Genomic DNA, 17,814 nt, shown 5'->3' with positions numbered 1-17,814 from the left:
CCGCCGGCTTTGTCCGGCGGGGCTGTTTTTGACTAACGAGCAACCGTTGAAAGAGGTTTAGCCGTGTCCCGTACAATCATGTTGATCCCAACCGGCACCAGCGTCGGTCTGACCAGCGTCAGCCTCGGCGTGATCCGCGCCATGGAGCAAAAAGGCGTGAGCCTAAGCGTGTTCAAACCCATCGCGCAGCCCCGATCCGGTGAGGACACCCTCGACGCCACCACCCGTATTATCCGCGCCAATTCCACTATTCCCTCCGCCGAACCCCTGGCCATGAGCTATGTGGAATCCCTGCTGGGCTCCAACCAGCAAGACGTGCTGATGGAAGAGATCATTGCCCGCTATCATGCCAACACCCAAGAAGCGGAAGTGGTGCTGGTGGAAGGATTGGTGCCCACGCGTAAACATCAGTTCGCCACCGCGCTGAACTATGAAATCGCCCGCACGCTGAACGCCGAAATCGTTTTCGTGCTCTCGCTGGGCAACGACTCGCCGGACCAATTGAAAGAACGCATCGAGCTGGTACGCTCAAGCTTCGGCGGCAGCAAAAATAAAAACATTACCGGCGTTATCGTCAATAAATTGAACGCGCCGGTGGATGAACAAGGCCGCACCCGTCCGGATCTGTCGGAAATTTTCGACGATTCCAGCAAGGCCAGCGTTGCCAACGTGGATCCGAGCCTGCTGTTTGAAAACAGCCCGCTGCCGGTGCTGGGCTGCATCCCGTGGAATTTCGATCTCATCGCCACCCGCGCTATCGACATGGCCCGCCATTTGGGCGCCACCATTATCCACGAAGGGGAAATTCAGACCCGCCGCGTGAAATCCGTCACCTTCTGCGCGCGCAGCCTGCCGAACATGCTGGAGCATTTCCGCCCCGGTTCGCTGCTGGTGACCTCCGCCGACCGTCCCGATGTGCTGGTCGCCGCCTGCCTCGCCGCGATGAACGGCGTGGAAATCGGCGCGGTGCTGCTGACCGGCGGCTATGACATCGATCCGCGCATTCAGCAGTTATGTGAACGCGCCTTCCAGACCGGTCTGCCGATGTTTACCGTGCAGACCAATACCTGGCAGACCTCGCTTAGCCTACAGAGCTTCAGCCTGGAAGTGCCGGCCGACGACCATAGCCGGGTGGAAAAACTGCAAAACTATGTCGCGGGCCATATCGATAATGCCTGGATCGAATCCCTGTCCGCCAGCTCCGAACGTCCGCGCCGCCTGTCGCCGCCGGCGTTCCGCTATCAGTTGACCGAACTGGCGCGTCAGGCCGGTAAACGCATCGTGCTGCCGGAAGGCGACGAGCCGCGCACCGTCAAAGCGGCATCCATTTGCGCCGAGCGCGGTATTGCCCACTGCGTGCTGTTGGGCAACCCCGATGAAATTCAGCGCGTGGCCGCGGTACAGGGCGTTACGCTCGGCGACGGCATCGAAATCATCGATCCGGAAGTGGCGCGCGAGAAGTATGTCGCGCGCCTGGTCGAGCTGCGCAAAAGCAAGGGCATGACCGAAGTGGTGGCGCGCGAACAGCTGGAAGATAACGTGGTGCTGGGCACGCTGATGCTGGAGCAGGGCGAGGTGGACGGCCTGGTGTCAGGGGCGGTGCATACCACCGCTAATACCATCCGCCCGCCGCTACAGCTCATCAAGACTGCGCCGGGAAGTTCGCTGGTGTCGTCGGTGTTCTTCATGCTGCTGCCTGAGCAAGTGCTGGTGTACGGCGACTGCGCCATCAACCCGGATCCGACCTCCGAGCAGCTGGCGGAAATCGCCATTCAGTCGGCCGACTCCGCCGCCGCCTTCGGTATTGAGCCGCGCGTAGCGATGATCTCTTACTCGACGGGCAACTCCGGCGCCGGCAGCGACGTCGAGAAAGTGCGTGAAGCTACGCGCCTGGCGCAGGAAAAGCGCCCGGATCTGGTCATCGACGGTCCGCTGCAGTATGACGCCGCCATTATGGCCGATGTCGCGCTGTCGAAAGCACCCAACTCGCCGGTAGCGGGTCAGGCGACGGTCTTTATCTTCCCGGATTTGAACACCGGTAATACCACCTATAAAGCGGTACAGCGTTCGGCGGACCTGATCTCAATCGGCCCGATGCTGCAAGGGATGCGTAAGCCGGTCAACGACCTCTCGCGCGGCGCGCTGGTGGACGATATCGTTTATACGGTCGCGCTGACCGCCATTCAGTCGAAACAGGCGGAAGGCTAATTCCGCGTTTGCGGCGCCAGATATGACCACGCCGGCCTGAGGCCGGCGTTTTTTTTGCCCTGCGCGGACCGACTCACCCTTCCCCAGCGCTTGCGCCTGCTCAGAACCAATGAAAGTCCGGCCTTCGCCAAGCGCTTGCGCCGGTTCAACCCCATCGGGGAGTTAGGCTTTACCAAGCGCTTGCGCCGGCTCAGCCCGTGCGCTACCGCCGCTACGCCCGCCTACATTTAGCCCGTGCGCGAAGGTTGCCCCCCTCGCTGGCTACGGTGCCGCGCTATCGTCCGACGTCTGCGCGGCCAGGGGCTTACCAAAGCTCTGGGCATTATTGCGGCTCAGCCACAGCGACAACGCTTTCAGGGAGTCTGGGGTGAATTCGTCGCAGCGGCCGGTAATTTCCTCCGGCGTCAGCCAATTGACCGCCTCCACCTCGCTCTCCTGTAGCGCGAACGGGCCATGGGTCACGCAACTAAACAGCGATCCCCACACCCGGCAGGCGTCATTCTCGAAATAAAATTGCCCGTGTTCAGCGAACGGCACATCCGCGATGCCCAGCTCTTCTTCCGCCTCACGGCGGGCGGAATCGAGCATCCCCTCACCGCTTTGCACCACGCCGCCGGCGGTCGCATCCAGATAGCCCGGATAGAAGTCTTTGCTGGCGGTACGACGCTGAACCAGAATATTGCCCGCACCATCATGCACCACAATATAACTGGCGCGGTGACGCAGACGTTCCGCGCGCATCTGCTGGCGGCTGGCCTGGGCGATGACTTCATTGTTTTCATTGACAATGTCGACCCATTCCTCACCGGCAGACTGACTCTGTTGCTCCATCCTATGACACCCTTATGCAATGGCGCGGGCTGCCCGCGCGGTATGGTTAAACGGAAAAACCCACTGACGTATTTTGTCATAACTTAGAAGGTTATTGCGACTTGCGCAATAGTTTCCCCGCCATCTAATGACAGTACCTGTAACCGGCCGTCCGCCAGTAGACCGTAGCTCGCCGGAAAGCCGCCTTTGGGCAAGCTGACCGACCCCGGATTGAACAGAATATGCTCCCCCGCTCGCTCCGCCTGCGGAATATGGGTATGGCCGTACAAGAACGCGTCGCCGGGCGCCAGCGGCGGCAGATGCGCCGGATGATAGAGATGCCCGTGGGTTAAAAACAGCCGCCGCGTCTCCCCCAGCAGAACCTGCTGCCAGGGCGCGCTAGAGGGAAAGTCGAGCAGCATTTCATCCACTTCGCTGTCGCAATTGCCGCGTACCGCGATAATGCGCTGGCGATAAGCGTTAAGCGCGGCGGCGACGTCCGCCGGTCGATAGTCCTCGGGCAGCGGATTGCGCGGACCGTGATTCAGAAAATCGCCCAGCAGCACCAGCCAGCGGGCGCCGCTTACGTCAAACGCGGCCAGCAGCCGGCGCGTGGCGGCCAGCGAACCATGAATATCTGACGCTATCATCAATCTCATTCTCTTCTCCTGTTGCGCGTGTCGGCCCGCCGCCCGCACAGACGGCGCAGCAGCCCAAGCTTAACAAACTTCACCCCGTCTGCGTCAGCGCTATCCCGTCGCCGGCGGCCGATTGCGGCGTTATTGCGCCATAAAGCCCGCTCACACCCCGCCGCTTATTCGCTTTTATCCCCTGCGCTTTTGCACTACAGTTAAGCCACTCGCGTTATCCTAGAGGAGGCTTTATGATCGACGTTTATTATGCGCCCACGCCCAACGGCCATAAAATTACGCTGTTTTTAGAAGAGACCGGGGTGCCTTATCAGCTTCACCGCCTGGATATCAGCGCCGGCGATCAATTCAAGCCGGCCTTCCTGGCCATCTCGCCGAATAACAAAATCCCGGCGATTGTCGACAACCAGCCGGCGGACGGCGGCGCGCCGTTTAGCCTGTTTGAATCGGGCGCCATTCTGCTCTATTTGGCGGAAAAAACCGGCCAGCTGCTGTCGCATGAACTGCGTGAACGGCACACCACCCTGCAATGGCTCTTCTGGCAAATGGCGGGGTTCGGTCCGATGCTTGGCCAAAACCACCACTTCAGCCAGTACGCCCCGGAGAAAGTGCCTTACGCCATCAATCGCTACCGTACCGAAACCGCACGGCTGTACGGCGTGTTGGACAAGCAGTTGCAGGACCATCGCTATATCGCGGGTGAGCAGTACAGCATTGCCGATATCGCCACTTACCCCTGGGCGGTGTCCCATGAGAAACAAGATATCAACCTGGCGGACTATCCCGCGGTACAGCGCTGGTTTAACGAGACTCGCACCCGTCCGGCGGTGGAGCGCGCCTGGCGGCGAGCCAACGGCTAAACCCTGCCGGCCCGGCGGTAGCGGGCGCAGATCCCGACGCTGCGTCCGCTTTGGGCATTTACCGCCGCCGTGGCCTATGCTTTAGGCAGAATGGAGTTTTGCTATCGCTGCCCACGGCCGCCCGCGGTCCGCACGCAGCGATTAACGTCGGGCGGAGAACACCACCATGAAAATTTTAGTGACCGGCGGGACCGGGCTGATTGGCCGGCACCTGGTTATGAGACTACAGACCTTATCGCACCATGTTACCGTGTTGACCCGCGACGCCCAGCGCGCGCAGCAGACGCTGGGGCCGGAGATTGCCACCATGACGACGCTGGCGCCGCTGTCGCACCTCAACGAGTTCGATGCGGTGATAAACCTTGCCGGCGAGCCTATCGCCGAGCGCCGCTGGACCGACGAGCAAAAAAACAAGCTATGCCAGAGCCGCTGGGACGTTACCGGCCAATTGAGCCTGCTGATACGCCAGAGCGACAATCCGCCGTCGGTGTTCATTTCCGGCTCCGCCACCGGCTATTATGGCGATCAGGATGATGCGCTGGTGGACGAGGATGAACCGCCGATTATCGATTTCGCCCACACACTATGCGCGCGCTGGGAGGATTTGGCGCTACGGGCGCGCAGCGAGAAAACCCGCGTGTGTCTGTCGCGCACCGGCGTGGTGCTGGCCGCCGACGGCGGCCTGCTGGGCAGGCTCTTGCCGCTGTACAAAGTCGGGCTGGGTGGCCCCATCGGCGACGGCACCCAGTTTATGTCCTGGATCCACATCGACGATATCGTCAACGCGCTGCTGTTCATGCTGACCACCGACGGCCTGGCGGGCCCGTTTAACGTCTGCTCGCCTTATCCGGTGCGCAATGAACATTTTAGCAGCGTACTGGCGGGGGTCCTGCACCGGCCCGCCTTCACCCGCGTGCCGGCGCGGGCGGTGCAGTTGTTTCTCGGCGAAGGCGCCTCGCTGATTCTCGGCGGCCAACGGGCAATGCCGCGGCGGCTGACCGAGGCCGGTTTCACTTTTTGTTTCAGCGAACTGGAAGCGGCGCTGACGGAAATCGTCAACGCCGTATAACCATCGGCGCGGTTACTTGAGGGCCCCGGAGAGGAACTGCTGCAACCGCGGGCTCTTCGGGCTGCCGAATACCGCCGACGGCGGCCCCTGCTCTTCGATAACCCCCTGATGCAGGAAGATGACGTGATTGGAAACATGGCGGGCGAACTCCATTTCGTGCGTCACCACCACCATGGTCTTGCCCTCTTCGGCCAGCTTTTGCATGATACGCAGCACTTCGCCGACCAGCTCCGGGTCCAGCGCCGAGGTGGGTTCATCAAACAACAGCACTTCCGGCTCCATTGCCAGCGCGCGCGCGATGGAAACGCGCTGCTGCTGCCCGCCGGAGAGGTTGATGGGATATTTGGCGCGCGCCCGTTCATCGATACCGACTTTGTCCAAATAGCGCACCGCGCGCTCGCGCGCGTCGTTTTTGCTGAGGCCCAGCACCTGCACCGGCGCTTCCATGACGTTTTCCAGCACGGTCATATGGCTCCAGAGATTAAAATGCTGAAAGACCATCGTCAGCCGCGTGCGCAGCAGCTGCAACTGTTTCTTGTCGAACACTTTTAGCTGACCGTCATGATCGCGCACCATATGAATATTTTCGTTATTCACGGCAATCGATCCTTCGCTGGGCTTTTCCAGGAAGTTGATGCAGCGCAAAAAGGTACTTTTGCCCGACCCGGAGGATCCGATAATACTGATCACATCGCCGGCGCGCGCTTCCAGCGACACGCCTTTCAATACTTCATGGTCGCCATAGCGTTTGTGCAGCTCCTGGATCGACAATTTGATTTCTGGCATAAACGTATCCTGCACGTGGGTTATTGCGGTTTGACATGGCGCAGCCAGCGCTTTTCCGCCTGTTTAAACAGCTTAATCAAAACAAAAGAGATCATCAGATACATCACCGCGGCAATGCCAAAGGCATAAAACGGCTGATAGGTCGCCGAGTTGATATCGCGGGCTATTTTCAATATATCCGGCACCGTGGCGGTGAACGCCAGCGCGGTGGAGTGCAGCATTAAAATCACTTCATTGCTGTAGGCCGGCAGCGCCGTGCGCAGCGCGGAGGGCAAAATGATGGCGCGGTAGAGTTTGAACGGAGTGAAACCGTAGGCGCGCGCCGCCTCGATCTCCCCGTGGGGTACCGCGCGGATGGCGCCGGCGAAAATCTCGGTGGTGTAGGCGCAGGTATTCAGGGTCAGCGCCAGCAGGGTACAGTTCATGCCGCTGCGGAAAAACGCGTTTAACAGATCGGTGCCGCGCACGATTTCCAGGCTGTACATCCCGGAGTAGAATACCAGCAGCTGTACATACAGCGGCGTGCCGCGAAAAATATAGGTAAACAGCCACACCGGCAAACTTATCCAGCGCCGCGGCGAAACCCGCGCCACCGCCAGCAGTACCGCCAGCAGACCGCCCAGCGCGACAGAAATAATCAGCAGCCACAGGGTAACCGCCAGCCCGGTGAAACGGTAGCCATCGCTCCACAGCAGCGCATGCCAGTATTGTTGCAGAATTTCCGTCATAATTCCGCCTTCTTCACGCCCAACGAATAGCGCCGCGCCAGCCACAGCAGTACGCCGTTGGAGAGGGTGGTGAACAACAAATACACCACGCCGGCGACGATGGCGAAATAAAACGGTTGATAAGTACCCTTGCCCGCCAGTTGGGTGGCCTTCACCACATCATTCAGCCCGAGCAACGACACCAGCGCGGTGGCCTTTAAAATGACCTGCCAATTATTGCCGATACCGGGCAGCGCGAAGCGCATCATGGCGGGAAACAGAATGCGCCTGAAGGTCTGCACGCCGCTGAAGCCAAACGCGGTAGCCGCTTCGATCTGCCCGCGCGGCACCGCCAAAAACGCCCCGCGGAAGGTTTCCGTGAAATAGGCCCCGTAGATAAAGCCCAGTGTGATAATACCCGCGCTCATCGGGTCGATATCGATCTGATCCCATCCGACGGCTTCCGTCAGGCTGTTCAGAGCGATTTGCAAACCGTAAAAAATCAGCAGCATGAGCACCAGGTCGGGCACGCCGCGAATCAGAGTGGTATAGCCTTCAAAGCAGCCCGCCAGCACGCGGCTGCGGGAAAGTTTGGCGCCGGCGCCGATAAGACCGATCACCACCGACAGTAAAACGGAACTGAGCGCCAGCTCAAGCGTCACCAGCGCGCCGTTGATAATTAATTGCGAATAACCAAAAAGCATCGATCATACCTGTCCTGGCGGAGGAGAAATACCGGCGTAGCCCGTGAGACCACGGGCCGTTGCTCTATGACAGGGTTAACCACCGTAGACGTCAAAATCAAAGTATTGTTTAGCGTATTTCTCGTAAGTCCCATCCTTGCGCATGTCGGCAAAGGCTTTATTCAGCGCCGCTTTCAAATCGGTTTCGTCTTTACGCAACCCCATGCCGGTACCGACGCCGAAGAATTTGTCGTCTTTCACCGCTGGACCGGCGAAACTATAACCTTTGCCCGCGGACTGTTTCAGGAAGCCTTCGCTGCCGGCGACCTCGTCTTGAAATGCCGCATCGATACGGCCGGAGGTCAAATCGGCGTAGATCAGATCCTGGTTTTGATAAGCGACCACATCCACGCCCTTCGGCTGCCACATGGCATTGGCGTAGGCTTCCTGGGTCGACCCCTGTAGAACGCCCACGCGTTTGCCGCGCAGAGAGTCCAGCGTCGGAGTAATCGGGCTGCCGGCTTTGGCGATCAGGCGCGCGTTGGCGGCGTAAAGCTTATCGGTAAAATCGATCTCCTGCTGGCGTTTTTCGGTGATCGACAACGAGGAGATAATCGCGTCGATTTTTTTCGCCTTCAGCGACGGGATCAGCGCATCGAAATCGCTTTCGACGAAGGTACACTTGGCCTCAATACGTTTACACAGATCTTTGGCCAAATCGATGTCGAAACCGACCAGCTCGCCGCTGGCGTTTTTCGATTCAAAAGGGGCATAGGTCGGATCGGTGCCAATTTTGATGTTTTTGGGTACTGCGGCAAACGCGCTGCCCGCGTAAGCCAGCGCCGCCACTAAAGGAAGAACTTTTACCAGCTTTTTCATAAATGACCCTCAGTATAATTATTCGTTGCCCGGCATAGCGTGTGTCCTTTTCCGCCGGAACCATTGCACATTTCATGCCATGTATCGCGCTGTCTGGGCGCATGGCGCTGAACGCGGCGAGACCCGCCGTAACCCACCCCTTTGCGCCGCGATCGCGTGCTGCATCAGGCACGCCACCCGCCGCGCACGGCCGCCGTCGGCGACGCTGCACCATCCATTTACCCAGCATGTTCATTATTGGTGCAATGTTATTTTCATGCACCATTATCATGCGAATAATTATTTAATTGAATATATGGCTGGCCGCAGGCGTCAGCCGCCCTGCCAGCGCTGGAACAGATCTTGCGGCAGCACCAGATCGAATTGATCCAGCGTGCGGTTGACCGTTTGGTCAATGATGTCGCTGATGTGGGCGGGCCGATGATAAAAGGCCGGGACCGGGGGCATGATGACCGCGCCGAGCTCGGCCGCCAGGGTCATCAGGCGCAGGTGGCCCAGATGCAGCGGCGTTTCACGCACCCCGAGCACCAACCGGCGCCGCTCCTTTAGCACCACATCCGCCGCGCGCGTCAGCAGCCCATCGCTGTAGCTATTGACGATACCGGAGAGGGTTTTCATCGAACAGGGCAGGATAACCATCCCGAGGGTCTGGAATGAACCAGAGCTGATGCTGGCGGCAATGTCGCGGGAATCATGCACCACATCCGCCAGCGCCTGCACTTCGCGCAGGCTATAAGTCGTCTCCAGCGCCAGGGTTTGCCGCGCGGCCGGGCTCATGACCAGATGGGTTTCGATCTCCGGCAGCGTGCTCAGCACCTGTAGCAGGCGGACGCCATACACGGCGCCGCTGGCGCCGCTGATACCAACAATCAGACGTTTCATACCTCAACTCCCGCCAGTAGGAAAGACGAAAAAAAAACCCGGCGCGTTTGACCGCCCGGGTAGAGATGACCAATTGCCGTCAAGCGCGGGTACAGCGGCACAGCCTACTGCACCCGCGCGCTAGCGATCAACCTTCGTTATGCATTTCCAGGTTTTCGACCTCGGTCTGGGCGCGCAGAGCTTTGGAATCGTCGTTGCGCAGCGACTCCAAATAATCAAGATAGCGCTGATCCACGTCACGCGTGACGTAAATACCGTTAAAGACCGAGGATTCAAATTGTTCCACGTCGGGATTATCTTCCCGCACCGCCTGTTCCAAATCGGCCAAATCCTGGAATATCAGCGCATCAGCGCCGATAAGCTGCCGGATTTCGTCGACCTCGCGACCGTGGGCAATGAGCTCTGACGCGCTGGGCATATCGATGCCGTAGACGTTCGGGAAGCGGATTTCCGGCGCGGCGGAAGCCAGGTAAACGTGACGGGCGCCCGCCTCGCGCGCCATTTCAACGATTTGCTCCGAGGTCGTACCGCGCACGATGGAGTCGTCCACCAACAGCACATTTTTGTCGCGGAATTCGGCGCGGTTGGCGTTAAGCTTCCGGCGCACCGACTGCCGGCGAACCTGCTGACCGGGCATGATAAAGGTGCGGCCGACGTAGCGGTTTTTCACAAATCCCTGACGATACGGCTTATTCAGGATGCGGGCGATCTCCAGCGCGATATCGCAGGAGGTTTCTGGAATCGGGATCACCACATCGATATCGAGATCTTCCCACTCGCGGGCGATTTTTTCGCCCAGCATCTGGCCCATGCGCACGCGGGCGCTGTAGACCGAAATTTTATCGATGAACGAATCAGGCCGGGCGAAATAGACATACTCGAACAGGCACGGATGGTGCCGGGGGTTCTCGGCGCACTGCCGGGTAAACAGCTGCCCTTTTGCCGTGACGTACACCGCCTCGCCCGGCGCGATGTCGCGCAGGAAATCGAAGCCCAGCGTATCCAGCGCCACGCTTTCGGAGGCCACGATATACTCATTGCGCCCGTCCGCCAGCGTGCGTTTACCGATAACCAGAGGGCGGATGCCGTTGGGATCGCGAAACGCAAACAGGCCGTGGCCGATTATCATGCCGACGCAGGCGTAGGCGCCGCGAATTTGCTGATGGGTCGCCGCCACCGCCGCGAAGATGTTGTCCGCTTCCAGCGGGTAATCCGGGAAACGATCCAGCTCAGCGGCGAAAACGTTAAGCAGAATTTCCGAGTCGGACGTGGTATTGACATGGCGCCGCCCGTTTTCAAACAGCTTTTTACGCAATTCGTGGGCGTTGGTCAGGTTACCGTTGTGCGCCAGGGTGATGCCGAACGGGGAGTTGACGTAAAACGGCTGCGCCTCGGAGGCGCTGGAGCTGCCGGCGGTCGGGTAGCGGACATGGCCCACCCCCATATTGCCCTGCAAGCGTTGCATATGCCGGGCCTCGAAAACATCCTTAACCAGTCCATTGGCTTTACGCAGGCGAAAGCAATTTAATGCATCGATGGTAACAATGCCTGCCGCATCCTGCCCACGGTGCTGCAGCACCGTTAATGCATCATAGATAGACTGGTTTACCGGCATAAAACCGGCGATTCCGACAATACCGCACATGTGGTCATTTCCTCATCAGCGTTACCGGGACAACTACTGCCTCGGTAAGAAACTCGACGTGCTTTGCAGATAGTCAAAAAACCATCTGATGATACCGCTGAACTGCGGTATCAGCTGGGACTGCTGCCACTCCTGGCTGTGGGAGAAACCGGTGAAGGTGTCAAGAAAGAACAGCGCCGCCGACACGATTAGAACGCCCCGCAGCGCGCCGAAGCAGACGCCAAGGACCCGGTCGGTGCCGGATAAACCGGTCCGCTCCACCAGTGAGCTAATCACATAATTGACGATCGCCCCAACAATCAGGGTCGCCACGAACAGCAGGGCAATCGCAATGCCGTTGCGTACCATCTGCTCTTCAAAACGGGTGAAGTATATCGCAAGGTAACTATAGTAATGGCTGGCGACAAAAAATGCACAGGCCCAGGTGACTAAAGATAATGCCTCGCGCACGAACCCGCGAATCAGACTCACCAAAGCGGAAAAAACAATGATGCCGATAATGACGTAATCAACCCAGATCATGCATGCATCCCTTGATCATTCGCCCGGTCAGCTGGTTCGCGGCGAATTCTAACAGAAAAAGAAAACGTTTGCGTAGGGGATTTATCCCCCCCGTTTAAATAAATAACGGCGATTAAAAAAAGCCAATCGCCGCAATGAGATAGCGCGAAGCGATTCACCGGCCAGACGCCCAGCGCCCCCCGTGGAAGGCTGAGCATCCTGCCGCGCCAGAGCAGCGCTTTATATCGGTCGCAGGCATCGGGCCGCACCCGCGATTAGGAACGGCAAAAGTCTAGCGTACGCTATAGGGCCGCAATTGGCCGTTAAGGCCGCTCAACTGATTCAATTCGCCGAGCGCGGATTGCAGTTTTTCCTTGGATGCATCCGGGCCGACAAATATCCGCGTAATCTGCCCCTGAACCGGCGCCGACGGCGAGGTATAAACGCGGTAGCCCGACAGCCGCAGCTTAGCCACAATCTCCGACACTTTATCGGCGTTTTTCAGCGCGCCCAACTGCACCACCCACGCCTGCCCTTTCGGCGCCTGCTCGGCGGCCGGCCCATTGTCGGGCTTCGGCGCCGGCGTTTTGGGCGCCTCAACCTTCGGCGCCTGCGGTTTGGCTAGCGGTTTGCTCTCAGGCCGCGCGACCGGTTTGGGCTCGGGTTTAACCGGCGCGGGCGGCGTGGTTTTCATCTCCGGCGGCGCCAGCGTTTCCGGCTGGCGGGAACCGCTGGCGGCATCAGGCAGCGGCGCCGCTGGCTGACCGCTGTTGGCCGGCCGGCTGGATTGTTCTACCGCCTCCCCCGCCCCTTCCGGCGGCTGGCTCGGCAGTTGCTGGCTGGCCGGCGGCGTTGCATCAAGCTCATCGCTGTCGCCGGGCTTCGGCACCAGCGGAATGGCGGCGAACTCGTCCTGATAGTGTTTCTTTTTACCGTCTAGCAGGCCGGGCAAAATAATGACGCCGAGGGCGACAAGGATAATGGTCCCCACCAGGCGGTTCTGAAATTTACTCGCCACAATATTTCTCCCTATCAGCCAGCGCCATGACCGGTGCCACGGTATGGAAAGAGCCGAAAACCAGCACACAATCCTCCGGCGCGGCGTCCGCTATTGCCTGATGCCAGGCGCTTAGCACATCCTCGAACCGTTGCGCGTCGCTGTCAAGATGGGCGGCCAGCTGTGCGGCGCTGGCGGCGCGCGGCCCATCGAGGGAGGCGCAATACCAGACATCCACCTGCCCGCGCAGACAGGCGAGCGTGCCGGCGATATCTTTATCCGCCAGCATGCCAACCACCGCCCGCACCTTGCCGGTGCGGGGCAGCGCCGCCAGACGCCGGGCCAGGTAGCCGGCGGCGTGGGGATTGTGCGCCACGTCCAGTATCGTTAGCGGCGCTCGGCCGATACACTGGAAACGTCCCGGCAGCGCGGCCTCGCGCAACCCCTGGCGCACCGCCGCCTCCGACACCGCGAACGGCAGGCGGCCGACGGCGGCCACCGCGGTGGCGGCATTTTCCAGGGGAATGGCAGGCAGCGGCAGCGCCGTGAGCTCGCGCAAGCCGTCCCACCAGCGCCAGTGCTGGCCGTCCTGGTGCCACCACCAATCGCGGTCGCGGGCATACAAGACGGCGCCGCTATCGGCCGCGGCGGCGTCGAGCGTCGCCGGCCGATCGGGCTCACCCACAATCGCCGGCCTGCCGCGCCGGAAGATGCCGGCTTTTTCCCGCGCGATGCTGGCGCGATCCGGCCCCAGCCAATCGGTATGATCGAGGGCAATGGAGGTAATCACGGCGACGTCGGCGTCAACGATATTGGTGGCGTCCAGCCGTCCCCCCAGCCCGACCTCCAGGATCACCACATCCAGCGACGCTTGCCGGAATAGCTGTAGCGCCGCGAGCGTGCCGAACTCGAAATAGCTGAGGGAGGTAGCGCCGCGGCCGGTTTCGATAACCGCCATCGCCTCGCTATGGGCGGCTTCCGGCAATTCGTCGCCCTGGATACGCACCCGTTCGGTGTAGCGCAGTAAATGCGGCGAACTATAGACCCCGACCCGCATGCCGCTGGCCAGCAAGATGGCTTCCAGCAGCCGGCAGGTGGTGCCTTTGCCGTTGGTGCCGCCGACGGTAATGACCCAGGGCGCCGGGCGCAGCAGATTCAGGCCGGTAGCCACATGGCTTACCCGCTCCAGGCCCAGATCGATGGGTTTGGCATGCAGACGTTCAAGATAATGAAGCCACGCGGCCAGTGGCGACGTGGCTTGAGGGATAGGCAGATTTTCCATACGTCCGTTCATTGGCTTATGCTGGGTTCTCACTAAGCCTGCCCCGCCCCGGCAGATGGCCACGGGCAGGCTTGCGCCGCCCGTTTAGGCCCCGTCCTGATGATCCTCCGGGACCGCATCAGGGCGCGGTTCGTGCGGCAATGGATCCTGCGGCTGCGGCCGATTGGTCAGTTTCGCCAGCAGGCTGGCAAGGCGCAGACGCATTTCCGGGCGACGCACGATGAGATCAATGGCGCCCTTTTCCAGCAGAAATTCACTGCGCTGAAAGCCGGCCGGCAGTTTTTCACGCACCGTCTGTTCAATCACGCGCGGACCGGCAAAGCCAATCAGCGCTTTCGGCTCGGCGACGTTCAAATCCCCCAGCATTGCCAGACTGGCCGAAACGCCCCCCATGGTGGGATCGGTCAGCACCGAAATGTAGGGCAACCGCCGTTCGCGCAGCCGCGCCAGCGCGGCGCTGGTCTTGGCCATCTGCATCAGCGACATCAGCGCTTCCTGCATGCGGGCGCCGCCGCTGGCGGAAAAGCATACCAGCGGACAGTCGTCCGCCATCGCCTGCTCCACCGCGCGCACAAAACGCGCGCCGACCACCGAGGACATCGACCCGCCGATAAAGGCAAATTCAAAGGACGCGGCGACCACCGGCATGCCGTACAGCGTGCCTTTCATCACCACCAGCGCGTCTTTCTCGTCGGTGGCCTTCTGGGCCGCCGCCAGGCGATCCTTATACTTCTTCGAGTCCCTGAACTTCAGGATATCTTTCGGCTCCAGCTCGCTACCGAGTTCTGACTCGCTTCCTTTATCCAGGAAAGCGTGCAGGCGCGCGCGCGCGGTCATACGCATGTGGTGATCGCACTTGGGGCAGACCTCCAGATTGCGCTCCAGCTCCGCGCGGTACAGCACCTGGCCGCAGCTATCACATTTGGTCCATACGCCCTCGGGAATGTTCGCCCTGCGCGCCGGGGTGATAGTGCTCTTATTGAGAATTCGTTCAATCCAGCTCATCGATAACCTTTCTGTTTGAACCTGGCATCCGCCAGTCCGCTATATCTACTTGACCTTTTACCGCGGCGAGAAGGCCGCCGTTTTGCGCGCTCCCCGCCGGGGATGGCGCGCCAAAGGTTGCCCATTAAACCATAACGGCCAGCGACTTGGCACAGAAAACTCTGTACTTTGTACACATTTTGCCCGCCGGCATCGGGAAATTACTCACTTTTACCGTTGGCGGCCAGTCGGCGCTGGCGCCACACTTCCACTACGCCCGGCAGCACCGAGAGCAGGATAATCGCCACGATAAGCCACTTCAGATTCTGCTGCACCATCGGCATATTGCCAAAGAAATAGCCGGCATAGCTGAACAGTAGAACCCACAGCAGGCCGCCGGCGACATTATACAGCGCGAAATGGCGGTAGCGCATATGTCCCATGCCGGCCACGAACGGCGCGAAAGTCCGCACGATAGGCACAAAACGCGCCAGGATAATCGTTTTACCGCCGTGGCGGGCGTAGAACTGGTGGGTTTTTTCCAAATAGCTTCGGCGGAATATTTTCGAGTCGGGGCGGCTGAACAGCTTTTCGCCGAACAGGCGGCCAATGGTATAATTGACCGCATCGCCGGCGATCGCCGCCAGGACCATCAAAAGCACCATTACATGAATATCAAGCCCGTTACTCGGTAAAGCCGCCAGCGCGCCGGCGACAAACAGCAGCGAGTCCCCCGGCAGGAAAGGCGTGACCACCAGACCGGTTTCGCAAAACAGAATCAGAAACAAAAAGGCATACACCCAAACACCGTACTGCGCCACCAGTTCTGCCAGGTGGACATCGATATGTAAAATAAAATCGATAGTAAATTTTATATATTCCATTCAGTTATCCCGGTAACGCAACGCGATAGACATTAGCGGTCACTCCGCTAGAAATAACGGCCCCGGCGGCGGCGCAGGCAGGGCGAAACGCGATGGATACTCCACCGCCACCAGATAAAGCCCCTCCGCCGGGGCGGTAGCGCCGGCCTGCGTCCGGTCGCGGCACGCCAGCAGTTCGGCTATCCAGCTTTCCGGCCGGTTGCCGCAACCTACCTCCAGCAGACTGCCTACAATATTACGAACCATATGATGAACAAAAGCATTCGCTTTGATATCCACCACCACATATTGCCCCTGGCGCGTGACGTGCAAATGGTGCAGGTTGCGCCAGGGAGTGCGCGATTGGCACTGCAGGGCGCGAAAAGAGGTGAAATCGTTCTCCCCCAGCAAACATTGGCCCGCGCGCGCCATCGATGGCGCATCAAGGGGGTGGTAATAGTGCGTCAGCCCGCGGCCGAGCAGCGCCGGACGCAGGCGATGGTTATAAATAATATAGCGGTAGCGCCGGGCGGTGGCGCTGAAACGCGCATGAAAATCGTCCGCCACCGGCGCCACCCAGCGCACGGCGATATCGGCGGGCAGATTGGCGTTGACGCCCAGCGTCCAGGCGGCGTCCGGCCGGCGCGCCCGGGTGTCGAAATGGACCACCTGCCCCGTCGCGTGCACGCCGGCATCGGTACGGCCGGCACAGTGGACCGCGACAGGCTGGTCGGCGACCGTCGAGAGCGCACGCTCAAGGCACGCCTGCACGCTGGGCACTTCCTGCTGCCGCTGCCAGCCGTAGTACGCACTGCCGTCATACTCAATCCCGAGCGCCAGCCTCATCGCGCCATCGTTGGCCGCCGCCGGCATCGCTTCGTCCACCTCGGGGAGCGGCGCCGTTTGCGCCGTTACCATGCGCTGGCCTCGGCCATCAGTTTTTCCGCGGTGAGTACCGCCATCAGCGCGCCGCCGAAGCGAACATTGTCCGCCACTGACCAGAATTGCAGTAAATCGGGCATGCCATAATCGTTACGCAAACAGCCAATCTTCAGCGCGACGTTCCCCGAGGCATCTTCCACCGGCGTCGGGTAGTCCAGCTCGTCGCTCAGGGTCAGCCCCTCGCAGGCCGCCAGCGCCACGCGGGCCTCTTCCGCAGCCATCGGCCGCAGCGTTTCCAGATGCACCAGCTGTGCATGGCCGTAGAATATCGGCGCCTGCACGCTGCTGACCGAAATCGGTAACCCCTCATCGCGCAGGATTTTGCGCACTTCGTCTACCAGACGGCGCTCGCTGCGCACCGATCCCGCGTCATCGGGCAGCAGCGGCAGCAAATTGAACGCCAGCTGACGCGGAAAGAAACCGGGCTCAGCGGCCAAACCATTCAGCAGGCGCGCGCTCTGGCCCGCCAAATCGTCTACCGCCGCCTTACCGTGGGTGGACGCGGACAGCATCGTGCTGACGTGCAGATGGCTCAGGCCCGCCAAATCGGTAAGGGGTTTTACCGCCAGCAGTAATTGGCTGGTCAAGGCATCCGCCACCGCCACCAGGTTACGGTTGCGGTAATCGGCCAGCACATCGTCATTGACCCCCGGCACCACGAGCGGGACGTCCGGCTCCAGGGCGAACAGGCCGCTGACATCCACAACCAGACAGCCGGCGGCGGCGGCATCAGCCGCGTACAGCGCCGAGGCCTGAGCGCCGGCGACAAAAAACGCCAACTGCGCCTGCGACCAGTCGAATTGCGCCGCTTCGCTGACCTGGAAACTTTGCCCGTTGACCCGCACCGTCTCACCGGCGCTACGCTCGCTGGACAATAAAAAAAGTTCCCCGAACGGGAATTGGCGCTCCTGCATAATATCCAGCAGCGCCGTACCGACTGCGCCTGTTGCCCCAAGAAGGGCGATATTCCAGCCGTCAGACATCATCTCATCTCCCGTTATTGGGATGCCCCGCGGCGCTCTGCGGCGGCGGCATCCGTCATCAAAATGTGGTGGGACACCCTTGG

Annotated in this window: 18 protein-coding genes; 3 read left to right on the top strand and 15 right to left on the bottom strand. The window is 60.4% G+C overall.

The genetic code is table 11. From position 1 onward, the window contains the following. Positions 1–63: 63 nt before the first annotated feature. The gene (pta, locus tag SANT_RS06705) at positions 64–2,208 is read left to right on the top strand and encodes a phosphate acetyltransferase (RefSeq protein WP_038668332.1); all 2,145 of its coding nucleotides are present in this window, start codon (positions 64–66) and stop codon (positions 2,206–2,208) included. Positions 2,209–2,469: 261 nt separating this feature from the next. Here pta and yfcD read toward each other — a convergent pair whose 3' ends face one another. After that, entirely contained in the window at positions 2,470–3,039 is a 570-nt protein-coding gene (gene yfcD, locus SANT_RS06700) for an NUDIX hydrolase YfcD (protein ID WP_025421525.1), read from the bottom strand. Between the two features lie 83 nt (positions 3,040–3,122). Beyond that, positions 3,123–3,677, bottom strand: coding sequence for a phosphodiesterase (gene yfcE, locus SANT_RS06695; protein ID WP_025421524.1), 555 nt, complete (start codon positions 3,675–3,677; stop codon positions 3,123–3,125). 224 nt (positions 3,678–3,901) lie between these two features. Between yfcE and SANT_RS06690 the strand changes: the two genes are divergently transcribed. Together SANT_RS06690 and SANT_RS06685 are read left to right on the top strand one after the other, a co-directional pair. Continuing rightward, on the top strand, positions 3,902–4,528 hold the full coding sequence (locus tag SANT_RS06690) for a glutathione binding-like protein (protein ID WP_025421523.1): 627 nt from the start codon (positions 3,902–3,904) through the stop codon (positions 4,526–4,528). Positions 4,529–4,694: 166 nt separating this feature from the next. Beyond that, on the top strand, positions 4,695–5,597 hold the full coding sequence (locus tag SANT_RS06685; RefSeq protein ID WP_025421522.1) for a TIGR01777 family oxidoreductase: 903 nt from the start codon (positions 4,695–4,697) through the stop codon (positions 5,595–5,597). A 12-nt stretch (positions 5,598–5,609) separates the two neighbouring features. Here the strand turns inward: SANT_RS06685 and hisP are convergent, their stop codons facing one another. The 13 genes from hisP to SANT_RS06620 all read right to left on the bottom strand — a co-directional run bounded on the left by hisP (position 5,610) and on the right by SANT_RS06620 (position 17,731). Continuing rightward, positions 5,610–6,383, bottom strand: coding sequence for a histidine ABC transporter ATP-binding protein HisP (gene hisP / locus SANT_RS06680; protein ID WP_038668329.1), 774 nt, complete (start codon positions 6,381–6,383; stop codon positions 5,610–5,612). 20 nt (positions 6,384–6,403) lie between these two features. Beyond that, positions 6,404–7,111, bottom strand: coding sequence for an ABC transporter permease (locus tag SANT_RS06675; protein WP_025421520.1), 708 nt, complete (start codon positions 7,109–7,111; stop codon positions 6,404–6,406). Beyond that, complete coding sequence (locus SANT_RS06670) at positions 7,108–7,794, bottom strand: histidine ABC transporter permease HisQ (RefSeq protein WP_025421519.1); 687 nt, start codon at positions 7,792–7,794, stop codon at positions 7,108–7,110. The genes SANT_RS06675 and SANT_RS06670 overlap by 4 nt, the downstream gene beginning before the upstream one ends. A gap of 75 nt (positions 7,795–7,869) precedes the next feature. Beyond that, positions 7,870–8,652 carry a lysine/arginine/ornithine ABC transporter substrate-binding protein gene (locus SANT_RS06665; protein ID WP_025421518.1) on the bottom strand — a complete coding sequence of 261 codons (783 nt, stop codon included), beginning with the start codon at positions 8,650–8,652 and terminating at the stop codon, positions 7,870–7,872. 312 nt (positions 8,653–8,964) lie between these two features. Next, positions 8,965–9,534, bottom strand: coding sequence for a UbiX family flavin prenyltransferase (locus SANT_RS06660; protein WP_025421517.1), 570 nt, complete (start codon positions 9,532–9,534; stop codon positions 8,965–8,967). Between the two features lie 127 nt (positions 9,535–9,661). Further along, positions 9,662–11,179, bottom strand: a complete 1,518-nt coding sequence (gene purF / locus SANT_RS06655; protein ID WP_025421516.1) for an amidophosphoribosyltransferase — start codon at positions 11,177–11,179, stop codon at positions 9,662–9,664. Positions 11,180–11,212: 33 nt separating this feature from the next. Further along, on the bottom strand, positions 11,213–11,701 hold the full coding sequence (cvpA, locus tag SANT_RS06650; protein WP_025421515.1) for a colicin V production protein: 489 nt from the start codon (positions 11,699–11,701) through the stop codon (positions 11,213–11,215). A 271-nt stretch (positions 11,702–11,972) separates the two neighbouring features. Then, positions 11,973–12,698: a cell division protein DedD gene (gene dedD / locus SANT_RS06645; RefSeq protein WP_025421514.1), complete on the bottom strand. Its 726-nt coding sequence runs from the start codon at positions 12,696–12,698 to the stop codon at positions 11,973–11,975. Continuing rightward, positions 12,688–13,959 (bottom strand): bifunctional tetrahydrofolate synthase/dihydrofolate synthase, encoded by a 1,272-nt coding sequence (folC, locus tag SANT_RS06640; RefSeq protein ID WP_025421513.1) that lies wholly within the window; start codon positions 13,957–13,959, stop codon positions 12,688–12,690. Before folC ends, dedD begins: the two co-directional genes overlap by 11 nt. 84 nt (positions 13,960–14,043) lie before the next feature. Beyond that, entirely contained in the window at positions 14,044–14,964 is a 921-nt protein-coding gene (accD, locus tag SANT_RS06635; RefSeq protein WP_025421512.1) for an acetyl-CoA carboxylase, carboxyltransferase subunit beta, read from the bottom strand. A gap of 200 nt (positions 14,965–15,164) precedes the next feature. Continuing rightward, a complete protein-coding gene (locus tag SANT_RS06630; protein WP_025421511.1) occupies positions 15,165–15,827 on the bottom strand; it encodes a DedA family protein in 663 nt (220 codons plus the stop codon). Positions 15,828–15,866: 39 nt separating this feature from the next. Beyond that, positions 15,867–16,679, bottom strand: coding sequence for a tRNA pseudouridine(38-40) synthase TruA (gene truA / locus SANT_RS06625; protein ID WP_025421510.1), 813 nt, complete (start codon positions 16,677–16,679; stop codon positions 15,867–15,869). 38 nt (positions 16,680–16,717) lie between these two features. Beyond that, positions 16,718–17,731, bottom strand: coding sequence for an aspartate-semialdehyde dehydrogenase (locus tag SANT_RS06620; protein WP_025421509.1), 1,014 nt, complete (start codon positions 17,729–17,731; stop codon positions 16,718–16,720). Positions 17,732–17,814 lie beyond the last annotated feature (83 nt).

The organism is Sodalis praecaptivus (assembly GCF_000517425.1).
GTDB lineage: Bacteria > Pseudomonadota > Gammaproteobacteria > Enterobacterales > Enterobacteriaceae > Sodalis_A > Sodalis_A praecaptivus.
Note: the sequence above shows the minus strand (reverse complement) of the source record. Positions and strands in the feature narration are given on the sequence as shown.